Here is a 13,112-nt window from a genome sequence, read left to right as displayed (position 1 = left end):
ATGACGGCGAAAACAGCACCAAAAATTACCTTATGGGAGTTTTTCCAGCAGTTAGGAAAAACCTTTATGTTGCCCGTGGCGTTGCTCTCGTTTTGCGGGATCATGCTGGGGATCGGCAGCTCGTTAAGCAGCCACGATGTGATTACGCTGCTGCCGTGGCTAAACGTGCCGCTGCTGCAGGCGATTTTTGTCTGGATGAGTAAAGTCGGCTCATTTGCTTTTAGCTTCCTGCCGGTCATGTTCTGTATCGCTATTCCGCTCGGCCTGGCGCGTGAAAACAAAGGCGTCGCCGCTTTCGCGGGCTTCGTCGGCTACGCGGTAATGAACCTCGCGGTTAACTTCTGGCTGACGGCGAAAGGCATTCTGCCAACGACCGACGCGGCGATCCTCAAGGCCAACAACATTCAGAATATTATCGGTATTCAGTCGATCGACACCGGGATCCTCGGAGCGGTTATCGCCGGGATTATCGTCTGGATGCTGCACGAACGCTTCCACAACATCCGTCTGCCGGACGCGCTGGCCTTCTTTGGCGGCACGCGCTTTGTGCCTATCATTACCACCGTGGTGTTAGGCCTGGTCGGCCTGGTTATTCCACTGGTGTGGCCGGTGTTCGCGATGGGTATCAACGGACTAGGACATGTTATCAATAGCGCCGGCGATTTTGGCCCGATGATCTTCGGCACCGGAGAACGCCTGCTGCTGCCGTTCGGCCTGCATCATATTCTGGTGGCGCTGATCCGCTTTACCGAAGCGGGGGGCACCATGGACGTTTGCGGCCACAGCGTCAGCGGCGCGCTGACCATCTTCCAGGCGCAGTTGAGTTGTCCGACGACGCACGGCTTCTCTGAAAGCGCGACCCGCTTCCTGTCACAGGGTAAAATGCCAGCCTTCCTCGGCGGCCTGCCCGGCGCGGCGCTGGCGATGTACCACTGCGCCCGCCCAGAAAACCGTCATAAAATTAAAGGGCTGCTCATTTCTGGCGTCATTGCCTGCGTAGTCGGCGGTACCACTGAACCGTTGGAATTCCTGTTCCTGTTCGTCGCGCCGGTACTGTACGTCATCCACGCCCTGCTGACCGGCCTTGGTTTCACTATCATGGCGGTACTTGGCGTCACCATCGGCAACACCGACGGCAACATTATCGACTTCGTGGTCTTTGGCATCCTGCACGGGCTGTCGACCAAGTGGTATATGGTGCCGGTTGTCGCCGCCATCTGGTTCGCGGTGTACTACGGTATCTTCCGTTTCGCCATCACCCGCTTCAATCTGAAAACGCCGGGCCGCGATATCGAAACGGCGACTAACATCGAAAAAGCGGTTGCCGGAACGATTGGCAAATCAGGTTATAACGTGCCGGCGATTCTGGCCGCGCTCGGCGGTGCCGACAATATTGTCACGCTCGATAACTGCATTACCCGCCTGCGCCTGTCGGTGAACGACATGAGCAAAGTCGATACCGCCGCGCTGAAAGCCAACCGCGCAATCGGCGTGGTCCAGCTTAACGATCACAACCTGCAAGTGGTCATCGGCCCACAGGTTCAGTCGGTAAAAGATGAAATGGCCACCCTGATGAATACCGTTCAGGCCTAAACATACGCCCCCTTCCACGCGTAGGGGGCATTTTCGAAGGACGTTCAGATGTTTGATTTTGCCACGCCAGTCGATCGCCACGGTACCTGGTGCACCCAATGGGATTACGTTGCCGACCGTTTCGGCGCCGCCGACCTCCTGCCGTTCACTATCTCTGATATGGATTTCGCTACCGCCCCTTGTATTATCGACGCCGTCAGCCAGCGCCTGGCGCACGGCGTTTTTGGCTATAGCCGCTGGAAAAACGACGAATTTCTCGGGGCCGTCAGCCACTGGTTCGCCAGCCGTTTTCATAGCCCCATCGACCACGACGCCATCGTTTACGGCCCGTCGGTTATCTACATGGTGGCCGAAATGATCCGGCAATGGTCGAATCCTGGGGACGGCATCGTGGTCCATACTCCGGCTTACGACGCGTTTTACAAAACTATCGACGGCAACCAGCGCCGCATTGCCCCGGTGGCGCTCAAGCTTGACGAGGGTGAGTGGCGCTGCGATATGAACGAACTGGAAGCCGCGCTCGCCCATCCCGACAACCGCATTTTGCTGCTGTGCAGCCCGCACAATCCAACGGGCAAAGTCTGGAGCCGCGACGAACTGACCACCATGGCGCAACTGTGCGCGAAGCATAACGTCCGGGTTATTAGCGATGAAATTCATATGGATATGACCTGGGGAGAACACCATCATACCCCCTGGTGCGCCGTTGCGCAGGGCCCCTGGGCGCTGTTCACGTCGGGCTCAAAAAGCTTCAATATCCCGGCATTTACCGGCGCCTATGGGCTCATCGCCGATACTGCTTCGCGCGATGGCTATCTGCAAGCGCTGAAAGGCCGCGATGGTCTCTCTTCTCCGTCGGTTCCGGCGCTGGTCGCGCATATCGCCGCCTATCGTCAGGGCGCGCCATGGCTGGATGCGCTACGCGATTATCTGCAGGAAAACATGCGCTATATCGCCGGGCAGCTGAATCAGGCCTTCCCGCAGCTAAACTGGCAGCCACCACAGGCCACCTATCTGGCGTGGATCGATCTGCGTCCACTCGATATCGACGATCGCGCGCTGCAAAAAGCGCTGATTGAAGAGCAAAAGGTCGCGATCATGCCGGGTTATACCTATGGCGAAGAGGGTAACGGTTTCATCAGGCTAAATGCCGGATGCCCGCGGGTGAAGCTTGAGAAAGGGGTTCAAGGATTGATTGCCGCTCTGCGGTCATTGCGCCCTCAATTAAAATAATTTTGATATATCTCAAAAACTTTTTAACCACACAGGAGTATTAAAACAACGCTAAACAATCACGTCCGAATGACAATGCAGAGGAGGAAATGATGAAAACCTACGATCGTAACCGTAATGCTATTGATGCCGGCAGCCGGGTCATGGTGGCCGACAGCGGCGCGACGGGAGTGATTAAGGCCATTCATGGCGCCAATAAAAACAGCGAACAGCTGCGCCGCAGTGACTGCGTAGAATTAGACGGTAGCCATGAATTGTATTGCCCATTGAATCTTATTCGCCTGGGCTTTAATTAATTCCAGCGTTGTTGATTTAAGGCCGCCCTGACTGGCGGCCTTTTTCATGAGGCATTCTTCCCGCTTTTGATCTCGTCGAGTGATTCTGAAAGCTAAGCGGCGTATTATCGCGGCTCTTCAAGCCCTTTCGGGGCGAATTACCTTCTGAGTTCAGAGGCATTTCTATGACATGGCAACAATTCAAACAAGCCTGGCTAATTAAGTTTTGGGCGCCAGCGCCTGCGGTGATCGCCGCCGGTATTCTTTCTACTTACTATTTTGGCATTACCGGTACATTCTGGGCAGTCACCGGCGAATTTACCCGCTGGGGCGGCCAACTGCTGCAGATGATGGGCGTTCCGGCCGAAAACTGGGGTTACTACCAATTAATCCATCTCGAAGGTACGCCGTTAACGCGTATCGACGGCATGATGATCCTTGGCATGTTTGGCGGCTGCCTGGCCGCCGCGCTGTGGGCGAATAACGTCAAGCTGCGGATGCCGCGTAGCCGCATTCGCATTTTCCAGGCGCTGGCCGGCGGCATTATCGCTGGCTTCGGCGCCCGGCTGGCAATGGGTTGTAACCTGGCGGCTTTCTTCACCGGGATCCCGCAGTTTTCCCTGCACGCATGGTTCTTCGCCATCGCCACCGCCATCGGGACCTGGTTCGGCGCGCGTTTTACGCTGCTGCCTGTTTTCCGTATTCCGGTCAAAATTGAGAAAGTCTCCGCGGCCTCACCGTTAACTCAAAAACCCGCGCAGGCGCGTCGCCGCTTTCGTCTGGGAATGCTGGTATTTGTCGCTATGATCGGCTGGGGGCTACTGACCGTCGCCAATCAGCCTAAACTTGGCCTTGCCCTGCTGTTCGGCGTTGCTTTTGGCCTGCTCATCGAGCGAGCGCAAATCTGTTTCACCTCCGCCTTTCGCGATATGTGGGTGACCGGGCGCACCTATATGGCCAAAGCAATCATCTTCGGGATGGCGGCCAGCGCTATCGGTATCTTTAGCTATGTGCAGCTCGGCATGGAGCCCAAAATCATGTGGGCCGGGCCGAACGCGGTAATTGGCGGCCTGCTGTTCGGTTTTGGCATCGTACTGGCCGGTGGTTGCGAAACCGGTTGGATGTATCGCGCCGTTGAAGGCCAGGTACATTATTGGTGGGTCGGGTTAGGCAACGTTATCGGCTCCACCCTGCTGGCTTACTTCTGGGATGATTTATCGCCGACGCTTGCCACCAACTGGGATAAGATTAACCTGCTGACGACTTTTGGTCCGTTCGGCGGCCTGCTTATCACCTACCTGCTGCTGTTTATCGCGCTGATGTTGGTTATCGCCTGGGAAAAACACTTCTTTCGCCAGAAAAACACTTCGGCGACCCGTATTAAGGAAACCGCATGAAAGAGATCGTTCCTGATTACCGCCTCGATATGGTTGGCGAACCTTGCCCCTACCCAGCCGTGGCCACGCTTGAAGCGATGCCGGCACTAAAAAAAGGGGAAATACTGGAAGTGGTGAGCGACTGTCCGCAGTCAATCAACAACATCCCGCACGATGCTAAAAATCACGGCTATACCGTGCTGGATATTCAGCAGGACGGGCCGACAATCCGCTATCTGATTCAAAAGTGACGCGAGGGGCCGGTAGCACGCTACCGGCTGTCATTATTTGCCCGCCATCCAGCGCCGATAACGTTTAGCCTGCCGTTTCGCCGTCAGTTGCGCCGTCAGCAGCGCCCATAGCGGTGAGACCTGCGGCCGCGCCGCGCGGTGGCGGCTTAGCCGCTGCAGCTGATATTTCACCGCCGCCATATGCGCGGTGGCGGCAATGGCCTTGTTCTTCCAGTTACCCTGACGCAGCAGTGGCGCATCGAACTCCCCCTCACGCCAGTACTGCGGCAGACTGGGGACAATCGCCATCGCCGTGGCGATCCCCACCAGCGCAACCCCGCTATTCACCACCCTTTCCGCCACTTCACGCCGCCGCACGCCGCCGGTGACCATTAAAGGAATCGTCGCCACTTCGGCGATCTGCTCGGCAAACTGCAGGAAGTAAGCTTCCCGCGCCAACGTCCGCTCATCGCGCATGGCGCCCATCATCGCCGGCGCTTCGTAGCTGCCGCCGGAAAGTTCGACCAGATCGACGCCGCTTTCCGCCAGCATTTGCACCACCCTCTTCGCATCGTTAATCGAAAAGCCGCCGCGCTGGAAATCCGCTGAATTGAGTTTGACCACAACGGTAAAATCCGCCGCCACCGTCTCGCGTACGCCGCGCACGATATCCAGCAGTAGACGGGCGCGATTTTCAATGCTCCCGCCATATCGATCGGTGCGCTGATTACTGAGCGGCGAGAGGAACTGGCTCAGCAAATAACCGTGGGCGGCATGGATTTCGACGCCGTGAAATCCAGCGCGTTCCGCTAACCGGGAGGTGGTGATGAACCGTCGCGTCACATCGGCGATATCCTTCTCATCCATGGCCCGCGGCAGGCGAAAGCGCGAAGATTGCGACCCAAGATCCAGCGCCAACGCCGAAGGGGCCAGCGTCTCCTGTCCCAGGCCCGCAGGCATCTGTCGCCCAGGATGATTGATCTGCATCCACACCTGCGCGCCATTCGCCCGCGCCGCCTGCGACCAGGCGCGGAACCTGTCGAGATGTCGTTCATCTTCCAGCACCACGCCCGCCGGGCCGGTCATCGCCCTGGCGTCCACCATCACATTGCCGGTAATAATCACCCCGGCGCCCCCCTGCGCCCAGGCCTTATAGAGAGTGAGTAATTCCGTTGACGGCGCATGATCGGCATCGGCCATATTTTCTTCCATCGCCGCTTTAGCGATGCGGTTGTTAATGACGACGCCAGAGGCCAGTCGCAGCGGAGTAAAGAGTGTCATGTCAGGGCTCCAGTCAGTGTACTGGACAAACCATAACCTTAAAGTTAAGTTTAAGGTCAAGCAGCTTATGAGGAATAAAAATGAACATCGGTACTCTGGCAAAACGCAGCGGCCTTACGCCTTCGCGGATCCGTTATTACGAGCGCGCCGGGATCCTCAATACCGTGCAGCGTAAAACCAATGGCTATCGCAGCTATCCGGAAGAGGCGCTGGTGGTGCTGGGATTGATTACTACCGCACAGGCGGCGGGATTTACTCTTGAAGAAATCGCCGCCCTGTTACCGTCCGATCTCAACCACTGGGACCGACAAACGCTTCTCACCACCCTGCAACAAAAAGTGGCGGATATTGAAAAACTGGAACAGAAACTCGCGCACAGCAAAGCGCAGCTGGTAAGCGTTATTGATGAGATACAACAGAAGCCGGATGACATTGACTGCGCCGCTAATGCGCGGCGCGTGTTAACTCAGGTGCTGGATGCACAGAACCAGACCGCGAGGGAAGAATAGCTACCAACCTTTCACCGCATCACCTTTATACAATTCGGCGGCGGCATTGGCGACTTCGTCGGTCTGATAGGCTTTCACCAGGTTCTTTACCTTTGCGCTGTCTTTATTATCTTCACGGCTGGCGAAGATATTGACGTACGGCGAATTTTTATCCTCAATGAACAGACCATTGCGCGTCGGCGACAGGCCAATCTGGCTGGAAAAGGTGGTATTAATGATAGCCATGGTCACCTGTTTATCATCCAGCGCGCGGGTCAGCTGCGGCGCTTCAATCTCGACGATTTTCAGCTTCTTCGGGTTATTCACGATATCCAGCGCGGTTGGCAGCAGGCCAACCCCCTCTTTCAGAGTGATGAGCCCCTGCTTCTCCAGCAATAACAGTGAGCGTCCAAGGTTGGTTGGGTCGTTAGGCACCGCCACCTGGGCGCCGTCCGGAAGCTGTGAAATGGCGGTGATTTTCTTTGAATAAGCGGCTATCGGATAGACAAATGTGGTACCGACATCTACCAGCTTATAGCCGCGCTCCTGAATCTGTTTATCCAGATAAGGTTTATGCTGGAAAGCATTGATATCGAGATCGCCATTGTTCAGCGCCTCGTTTGGCAGGACGAAGTCATTGAAAGTCACCACCTCAACATCGAGATTATATTTTTGTTTGGCGACCTTTTGCACCACCGCCCAGACTTGCTGGTCGATCCCCGCGCTAATCCCCACTTTAATATGATTCGGATCCTGATCTTTTGGCCCACAGCCCGCCAGCAGCAATGCGCCAGCGAAAACCAATGAATGCGTCAAATTTTTCAGAGTAAATGCCATTTTCCCAGCGTCCTTTATAAAATAGCCTGCTAACGATGGCAGGAATAGTAGTCCGTGACACTATATAAAAGCGGAATATTAAGATTAAATACTGATTCTCTATGACTAATAGCGAAATGCTATTGATAAGTCGCCGCGCTGTTTTACTCCCTGCCAGTTCAACCGCGATATCTGACGCTGAAGCAATATTTTGTAACACTTGAAACACTGTTCCAACACCATTACACACATTAAAATTAAGCCTATATAATTAGCATTATAATAAATAGATATGTGAACGTTTTATATACACCAACCGTATATGAAGCCGTCTCACGCGCGCACACGACCCACAAGGAAAACCATGGAGCTTCTGGATTTGCTCAGAACCATTTTTGAGCGAGTACGTACTGATGCGGATTTTATTTCATTTACTGAAGTACTTATTGAAAATAATGTCTCTTATTACATTTATTTTGTCGCTACCGGGAATGTGAATTTTGTTATGTCATCAGATACTTTCGTTTCCCTGAAAAGCAACAGAAAGTTGCTGCGTGTTAACTCGCAGGCCTGCAGAACGCTTACCCGAGAAGCTGCGCGACGCCACTTTAGCGGTATCACCCCTTTTGATATCTATTGCGCTGAACTGGCAAATGCAGGGGTATTCAAGTGGGTGGTTGATCTTAATGAAAAAACGCGCCATTACTGGTCAAAAGATAATACGTTATTACATATGGAAAATATGATTCTGCCATTTTAATCGCAGAAATTATTAAACGCTCATCCGGATATTCAGGCGGCCCGCAGTTAGTTTTGTGGCGGGCAGTCCATCAGCCGAATTGCGCAACAAAAAGAAAAAATGGCTCTTTATTTGCGCAAAAACAGACTTTGTTCAAGTCATCTCTCTGTATCAACAGGATTTTTTCCCTACTTTTAAACAGTTCCGCTGCTGATGTATAATGTCGTGCACTTCAACTAAAAAACGAGTGCGTCCATGATTGATTCAACTTTGCCTTTAACTGACATTCACCGCCATCTTGACGGCAACATCCGTGCCCAAACCATTCTCGATCTTGGCCGCCAGTTCAATATTACTCTCCCGGCAGACACGCTTGAAACGCTGCGTCCGCATGTGCAGGTCACCAGCAATGAACCAGACCTGGTCAGCTTCCTGGCGAAACTCGATTGGGGCGTGAAGGTGTTGGCTTCTCTGGAAGCCTGCCGGCGTGTTGCCTGGGAAAACGTTGAAGACGCCGCGCGCAACGGCCTGCACTACGTTGAGCTGCGCTTTTCTCCGCGTTATATGGCGATGACCCATCAGCTGCCGGTCGCCGGCGTCGTCGAAGCGGTGATTGCCGGAGTACGTGAGGGCTGCCGTGATTTTGGCGTCGAAGCGCGTCTGATTGGCATCATGAGCCGCACCTTCGGCGAAGCGGCCTGTGAAGAAGAACTCGACGCCCTGCTGGCCCATCGCGATGGTATCACCGCGCTGGATCTGGCTGGCGATGAGCTGGGATTCCCTGGCGCGCTGTTTATGGATCATTTCCGCCGCGCACGTGACGCGGGTTGGCGTATTACCGTCCACGCAGGTGAAGCCGCCGGGCCGGAAAGTATCTGGCAGGCTATTCGTGAACTGGGCGCCGAACGTATCGGTCACGGGGTGAAAGCGGTGCAGGATCCGAAGCTGATGGACTTCCTCGCCGCTGAACGTATTGGCATTGAATCCTGCCTGACATCAAACATCCAGACCAGTACCGTCGCCTCACTGGCGCAGCACCCGCTGAAGACCTTCCTCGATCACGGCGTTCTGGCCTGCATTAACACCGATGATCCGGCGGTACAGGGTGTGGATATCATTCATGAGTACAATGTCGCCGCACCGGCGGCGGGCCTCAGCCGTGCGCAGATCCGCCAGGCGCAAATTAACGGTCTGGAGCTGGCGTTCCTGAGTCGTCAGGAAAAAGAGGCGCTAATGCAACGCGTCCTGCAGGCTCATTAAGTCAAAGCTCCGCCGCACAGGCGGAGTAAGCGGTTAAATCAGGCACAGCGCCGTCCGGTGCCGTGCCGATTCAATCCCCAGCTCAATCAGTTCCATAATCTGAATCGCCTGGCTTGCGGGTACCGGGTTTTCACCGCTACCGTTGAGCGCATCGCGGATCGCCGCATAATAAGCGGGATAATTTCCCGGCAGCGTCAGCCAGGTTTCCTCGACGCGCTCTTCACCTTCAACGCGGGTCAATATGCCGTCGCGCATATCGTAGCCCCAATCCTCTTGCGGCAGCCGCTCTCCGCTTTTCAAACGCTCTTCCTGCGGATCGAGACCATATTTCACATAGCTTCCTCGTGAACCATGGACGATATAACGCGCCGTTTCCGCCGCCGCCAGCAGCGTACTGTGCAAAATCACGCGTCGTTGCGGATAAATTAACACCGCGTGGAAATAATCCGTCGCCTGAGCGCCGGGGCGCTGCTGCGCCAGATCGACGGCAATACTCACCGGCAGGCCAAACAGATTGACCGCCTGATCCAGCAGATGAGGGCCTAAGTCATACCAGATACCGCTGCCAGGGCCGCCTAGCTCACGCCAGCGATCGCGAATTTGCGGACGATAGCGATCGAAATGTGATTCAAAGTAACTGACCTCTCCCAATTCCCCAGCGGCAATCAAGGCCTTCAGCGTGAGAAAATCGCTATCCCAACGCCGGTTGTGAAATACTGATAACAGACGCCCACGGCTTCTGGCGATGGCATCCAACTCACGCGCTTGTGACAGTGTCACGGTAAAAGGCTTATCAACAATGACGTGTTTGCCCGCCTCCAGCGCCGCTCGCGCCAGCGGAAAATGAGTATCGTTGGGGGTCGGAATGACAATGAGATCGATATCGGGATCAGCAAAGAGCGAATTCGCGGAAGCCACCACCTGGGTCGCCGGCCAGTCTGCCAGCACTTTTTGCGCGTCGCTACTGACCACAGCCGACAGCGCCATGCCCGGCGTACCGGAAATCAAAGGCGCATGAAATGTCTTGCTTGCATAACCGTAGCCTATCAGCCCTACCCGTATAGCATCACTCATGGCGTCATCCTCACAGGCAACATGACTTTAACTATAAACCGCAATCTTCCACTTATCAGTGTACGGTGTTCATCTTTGCGCCATTTGCGCAAAGCATGGGCGGTAGTACTTGCGTTGTTTCCGCGGTTTAGTAACATTTCAGTCCATTTTAACTTTACGCTTTAGAATTATGACGACTGTTTTTACCCGCATTGTAGAACTTATTGGTTGGGTTGTTTTTGGCGTTTCGGCTGTGCTGTTGGTGGTTGCGCATCAAATCGATGATTATCAGTCCCCGCCTCCGGCTAGCACCGTTCAGGCGAAGTAGCGGCAAAAAGTGATACTCGCCGCAAATCTGCAACCGGTTTCAGAAACCGGTTGCAGATTTGTCGCGCCATTCAATACACTCTCTTTATCACTTGATAAGGAGTTTTTTTGATGGGCGCATTTCCGCAAGATTTTCTCTGGGGGGCCGCAACGGCCGCCTACCAGGTTGAAGGCGGGCACGATGCCGATGGCAAAGGCCCTTCTATTTGGGATATCTACTCGCACCAGCCGGGAACCACCTTTCAGGGCACCAATGGCGATATCGCAGTCGATCACTACCATCGTTTTCGTGAAGATGTCGCCCTGATGGCGGAAATGGGGCTCCAAAGCTACCGCTTTTCTATCTCCTGGCCACGGTTATTGCCTCGTGGCCGCGGCGAAGTCAATGAACCCGGCGTACAGTTTTACAGCGATTTGATCGACGAACTGCTGGCGCACAATATCGAACCGATGATCACCCTTTATCACTGGGATTTGCCGCAGGCATTGCAGGACGAAGGCGGTTGGGAGGCCCGCAGCACCGCGGAAGCCTTCGCCGAATACGCGCGTCTGTGCTATCAGCGCTTCGGTTCCAGGGTCAAGCTGTGGGCCACCTTTAACGAAACTATCGTATTTATTGGCCACGGTTATATAAATGGCTGCCATCCACCGGCGGTACGCGACCCGGCGCGCGCCATCCAGGCCTGTCACCATGTCTTTATCGCCCACGCGTTGGCCGTTAAGAGCTTTCGTGAAATGAACATTGACGGTCAGATTGGTTTCGTTAATGTCCTGCAGCCCCATACGCCGTTGACGCCAAGCGCGGAGGATATTAAGGCCACCGCGTTGGCCGATGCTATTCATACCCACTGGTTCTACGATCCGGTACTGAAAGGCGTCTATTCAGACGATTTGCTTCGTCAGGCTCAGGCGCTGTGGAATGTACCGCGCTTCGCCCCGGGCGATGATGCGCTGCTCAAGGAAAACCGCTGTGATTTTATCGGCCTGAATTATTACCGTCGGGAGACGGTCTCCGCCACGCCGCAGGAGGGTCCAGGCGTCGGCGAGTCCGGCGTAGATGGATTATTTTATTTCGTCCGCAATCCGCAAAGTACTTATACTGAATGGGGTTGGGAAATTTGGCCGCAGGGATTAACCGACGGCATCATGATGATAAAAGAGCGCTATGGCGATATCCCAATCTATATCACCGAAAATGGTTTGGGGGCAAAAGATCCGATAATTGACGGTGAAATTGTCGACGATCCGCGAATTGACTATCTGAGTAGCCACATTAATGCGCTGGAAAAAGCAATAGCATTAGGTGCGGATGTCCGTGGTTTTTACCCCTGGTCCTTTATTGACCTGCTAAGCTGGCTCAACGGTTATCAGAAGCAGTACGGTTTTGTCTACGTCGATCACCAGCAGAACCGCGCTCGCAAACGAAAAAAGAGTTATTTCTGGTATCAAAACGTTATTGCCAGCCGAGGCGAACAGCGTTAATCTTCCCTCCCAGGCGCCGTCCGGCGCCTGATCTGGTTGTAGAATATTCTTAAATTTCTTTTTACGATGCCAGGACCCTAATCAGTTCTTGTTTTTAGTATTAGCAACCGAAATAATTCCGCCGGCCCATCAAGAAGGCGCTGTTAGTTGAAACACGGTTTACAGAAAATTGGTAATATTCGACTTAATTCCGATTATTAAATGGATACACAAATGACCGTACAGGATTATTTATTAAAATTCCGCAAAATTAGTTCGCTGGAAAGCCTGGAAAAACTTTTTGATCATCTTAACTATTCTCTCTCTGACACCAATGAAATCGTCAACATGTATCGCGCCGCCGATCATCGCCGCGCCGAGTTAGTCTCTGGCGGAAAACTGTTCGATGTAGGCCATGTGCCGAAGTCGGTATGGCGTTACGTGCAATAAAGGCTGTTATCATTCACGCCAGTTGCTTATACTTCCCGCCCTGAAATTAACTAACTGGCGTTGAATCCGGGGGTTACGATGTCCTCTCAATCTGCAGAACGTATCGGCGGCTGGCTACTGGCGCCGCTGGCGTGGTTACTGCTCGCGCTGTTCAGCACCTCTCTATCATTAATACTGTACGCGAATGCGCTGATGGCGCCGCAGACCTGGGCATTGCTGAAAGCAATGAGCTTCGGCCACCTGGCGCTATGGCTGGCTTCCCTGCTGTTCGCCGTCGCGATGTGGTATTATACCCTGTGGCTGACAATCGCTTTTTTCAAACGCCGCGCGGTGGTACCTAAGCACTACATTATCTGGCTGCTTATTTCTCTGCTGCTGGCGATTAAGGCGTTCGCTTTTTCGCCGATTTCGGATCTTCTGGCCATGCGCCAACTGTTGTTTCCGTTGCTTGCCGCAGCGTTGTTTGCGCCCTATTTTCGACGCTCTGCGCGGGTTAAGCGGACCTTCGTCAATCCGTAATAACCACACAG

Annotated in this window: 15 protein-coding genes; 12 read left to right on the top strand and 3 right to left on the bottom strand. The window is 54.1% G+C overall.

Annotation, left to right across the window (positions count from 1 at the left end; genetic code table 11):
* The 5 genes from malX to yedF all read left to right on the top strand — a co-directional run bounded on the left by malX (nucleotide 1) and on the right by yedF (nucleotide 4,728).
* Complete coding sequence (gene malX / locus PGS10_RS00415; RefSeq protein ID WP_045392419.1) at nucleotides 1–1,593, top strand: maltose/glucose-specific PTS transporter subunit IIBC; 1,593 nt, start codon at nucleotides 1–3, stop codon at nucleotides 1,591–1,593.
* 48 nt (nucleotides 1,594–1,641) lie between these two features.
* Nucleotides 1,642–2,826 carry a MalY/PatB family protein gene (locus PGS10_RS00410; protein WP_316422203.1) on the top strand — a complete coding sequence of 395 codons (1,185 nt, stop codon included), beginning with the start codon at nucleotides 1,642–1,644 and terminating at the stop codon, nucleotides 2,824–2,826.
* Nucleotides 2,827–2,918: 92 nt separating this feature from the next.
* Complete coding sequence (gene ydfZ, locus PGS10_RS00405; protein WP_015705242.1) at nucleotides 2,919–3,122, top strand: putative selenium delivery protein YdfZ; 204 nt, start codon at nucleotides 2,919–2,921, stop codon at nucleotides 3,120–3,122.
* 164 nt (nucleotides 3,123–3,286) lie between these two features.
* Nucleotides 3,287–4,498 (top strand): selenium metabolism membrane protein YedE/FdhT, encoded by a 1,212-nt coding sequence (gene yedE / locus PGS10_RS00400; RefSeq protein ID WP_316422201.1) that lies wholly within the window; start codon nucleotides 3,287–3,289, stop codon nucleotides 4,496–4,498.
* Entirely contained in the window at nucleotides 4,495–4,728 is a 234-nt protein-coding gene (yedF, locus tag PGS10_RS00395) for a sulfurtransferase-like selenium metabolism protein YedF (RefSeq protein WP_015366840.1), read from the top strand. The genes yedE and yedF overlap by 4 nt, the downstream gene beginning before the upstream one ends.
* A 33-nt stretch (nucleotides 4,729–4,761) precedes the next feature.
* Here yedF and PGS10_RS00390 read toward each other — a convergent pair whose 3' ends face one another.
* Nucleotides 4,762–5,988 (bottom strand): NADH:flavin oxidoreductase/NADH oxidase family protein, encoded by a 1,227-nt coding sequence (locus tag PGS10_RS00390; RefSeq protein ID WP_316422200.1) that lies wholly within the window; start codon nucleotides 5,986–5,988, stop codon nucleotides 4,762–4,764.
* Between the two features lie 80 nt (nucleotides 5,989–6,068).
* On the opposite strand from PGS10_RS00390, the gene PGS10_RS00385 reads away from it, so the two are divergent.
* A complete protein-coding gene (locus tag PGS10_RS00385) occupies nucleotides 6,069–6,497 on the top strand; it encodes a MerR family transcriptional regulator (RefSeq protein WP_316422199.1) in 429 nt (142 codons plus the stop codon).
* On the opposite strand, the gene metQ is transcribed toward PGS10_RS00385, so the two are convergent.
* Nucleotides 6,498–7,313 carry a methionine ABC transporter substrate-binding lipoprotein MetQ gene (gene metQ, locus PGS10_RS00380; protein ID WP_289576453.1) on the bottom strand — a complete coding sequence of 272 codons (816 nt, stop codon included), beginning with the start codon at nucleotides 7,311–7,313 and terminating at the stop codon, nucleotides 6,498–6,500.
* 343 nt (nucleotides 7,314–7,656) lie between these two features.
* On the opposite strand from metQ, the gene PGS10_RS00375 reads away from it, so the two are divergent.
* Both PGS10_RS00375 and add read left to right on the top strand, forming a co-directional pair.
* A complete protein-coding gene (locus tag PGS10_RS00375) occupies nucleotides 7,657–8,052 on the top strand; it encodes a DUF1398 domain-containing protein (RefSeq protein ID WP_045392431.1) in 396 nt (131 codons plus the stop codon).
* Between the two features lie 234 nt (nucleotides 8,053–8,286).
* Nucleotides 8,287–9,291: an adenosine deaminase gene (add, locus tag PGS10_RS00370; protein ID WP_045392433.1), complete on the top strand. Its 1,005-nt coding sequence runs from the start codon at nucleotides 8,287–8,289 to the stop codon at nucleotides 9,289–9,291.
* A gap of 33 nt (nucleotides 9,292–9,324) precedes the next feature.
* On the opposite strand, the gene PGS10_RS00365 is transcribed toward add, so the two are convergent.
* The gene (locus tag PGS10_RS00365) at nucleotides 9,325–10,365 is read right to left on the bottom strand and encodes an oxidoreductase (protein WP_045392435.1); all 1,041 of its coding nucleotides are present in this window, start codon (nucleotides 10,363–10,365) and stop codon (nucleotides 9,325–9,327) included.
* A gap of 169 nt (nucleotides 10,366–10,534) precedes the next feature.
* On the opposite strand from PGS10_RS00365, the gene blr reads away from it, so the two are divergent.
* The 4 genes from blr to PGS10_RS00345 all read left to right on the top strand — a co-directional run bounded on the left by blr (nucleotide 10,535) and on the right by PGS10_RS00345 (nucleotide 13,101).
* Nucleotides 10,535–10,672, top strand: coding sequence for a division septum protein Blr (gene blr / locus PGS10_RS00360; protein ID WP_015366847.1), 138 nt, complete (start codon nucleotides 10,535–10,537; stop codon nucleotides 10,670–10,672).
* A 110-nt stretch (nucleotides 10,673–10,782) separates the two neighbouring features.
* Nucleotides 10,783–12,153 carry a GH1 family beta-glucosidase gene (locus PGS10_RS00355; RefSeq protein ID WP_316422424.1) on the top strand — a complete coding sequence of 457 codons (1,371 nt, stop codon included), beginning with the start codon at nucleotides 10,783–10,785 and terminating at the stop codon, nucleotides 12,151–12,153.
* A gap of 213 nt (nucleotides 12,154–12,366) precedes the next feature.
* On the top strand, nucleotides 12,367–12,582 hold the full coding sequence (gene ydgT, locus PGS10_RS00350) for a transcription modulator YdgT (RefSeq protein ID WP_316422198.1): 216 nt from the start codon (nucleotides 12,367–12,369) through the stop codon (nucleotides 12,580–12,582).
* Nucleotides 12,583–12,660: 78 nt separating this feature from the next.
* Nucleotides 12,661–13,101, top strand: a complete 441-nt coding sequence (locus PGS10_RS00345; protein ID WP_047042807.1) for a DUF2569 domain-containing protein — start codon at nucleotides 12,661–12,663, stop codon at nucleotides 13,099–13,101.
* Nucleotides 13,102–13,112 lie beyond the last annotated feature (11 nt).

The organism is Klebsiella sp. 141153, assembly GCF_032601995.1.
Lineage (GTDB): Bacteria > Pseudomonadota > Gammaproteobacteria > Enterobacterales > Enterobacteriaceae > Klebsiella > Klebsiella aerogenes.
The sequence above is the reverse complement of the archived record's forward strand: the minus strand, read 5'-3'. Positions and strand labels throughout refer to the sequence as shown.

Bases quoted from the DNA above. Each gene is read 5' to 3' on its own strand.
- PGS10_RS00410 (WP_316422203.1), top strand. From the start codon at position 1,642: ATGTTTGATTTTGCCACGCCAGTCGATCGCCACGGTACCTGGTGCACC.
- PGS10_RS00375 (WP_045392431.1), top strand. From the start codon at position 7,657: ATGGAGCTTCTGGATTTGCTCAGAACCATTTTTGAGCGAGTACGTACT.
- metQ (WP_289576453.1), bottom strand. From the start codon at position 7,313: ATGGCATTTACTCTGAAAAATTTGACGCATTCATTGGTTTTCGCTGGC.
- ydfZ (WP_015705242.1), top strand. From the start codon at position 2,919: ATGAAAACCTACGATCGTAACCGTAATGCTATTGATGCCGGCAGCCGG.
- malX (WP_045392419.1), top strand. From the start codon at position 1: ATGACGGCGAAAACAGCACCAAAAATTACCTTATGGGAGTTTTTCCAG.
- ydgT (WP_316422198.1), top strand. From the start codon at position 12,367: ATGACCGTACAGGATTATTTATTAAAATTCCGCAAAATTAGTTCGCTG.
- yedE (WP_316422201.1), top strand. From the start codon at position 3,287: ATGACATGGCAACAATTCAAACAAGCCTGGCTAATTAAGTTTTGGGCG.
- PGS10_RS00385 (WP_316422199.1), top strand. From the start codon at position 6,069: ATGAACATCGGTACTCTGGCAAAACGCAGCGGCCTTACGCCTTCGCGG.
- PGS10_RS00355 (WP_316422424.1), top strand. From the start codon at position 10,783: ATGGGCGCATTTCCGCAAGATTTTCTCTGGGGGGCCGCAACGGCCGCC.
- PGS10_RS00365 (WP_045392435.1), bottom strand. From the start codon at position 10,365: ATGAGTGATGCTATACGGGTAGGGCTGATAGGCTACGGTTATGCAAGC.
- PGS10_RS00345 (WP_047042807.1), top strand. From the start codon at position 12,661: ATGTCCTCTCAATCTGCAGAACGTATCGGCGGCTGGCTACTGGCGCCG.
- PGS10_RS00390 (WP_316422200.1), bottom strand. From the start codon at position 5,988: ATGACACTCTTTACTCCGCTGCGACTGGCCTCTGGCGTCGTCATTAAC.
- yedF (WP_015366840.1), top strand. From the start codon at position 4,495: ATGAAAGAGATCGTTCCTGATTACCGCCTCGATATGGTTGGCGAACCT.
- add (WP_045392433.1), top strand. From the start codon at position 8,287: ATGATTGATTCAACTTTGCCTTTAACTGACATTCACCGCCATCTTGAC.
- blr (WP_015366847.1), top strand. From the start codon at position 10,535: ATGACGACTGTTTTTACCCGCATTGTAGAACTTATTGGTTGGGTTGTT.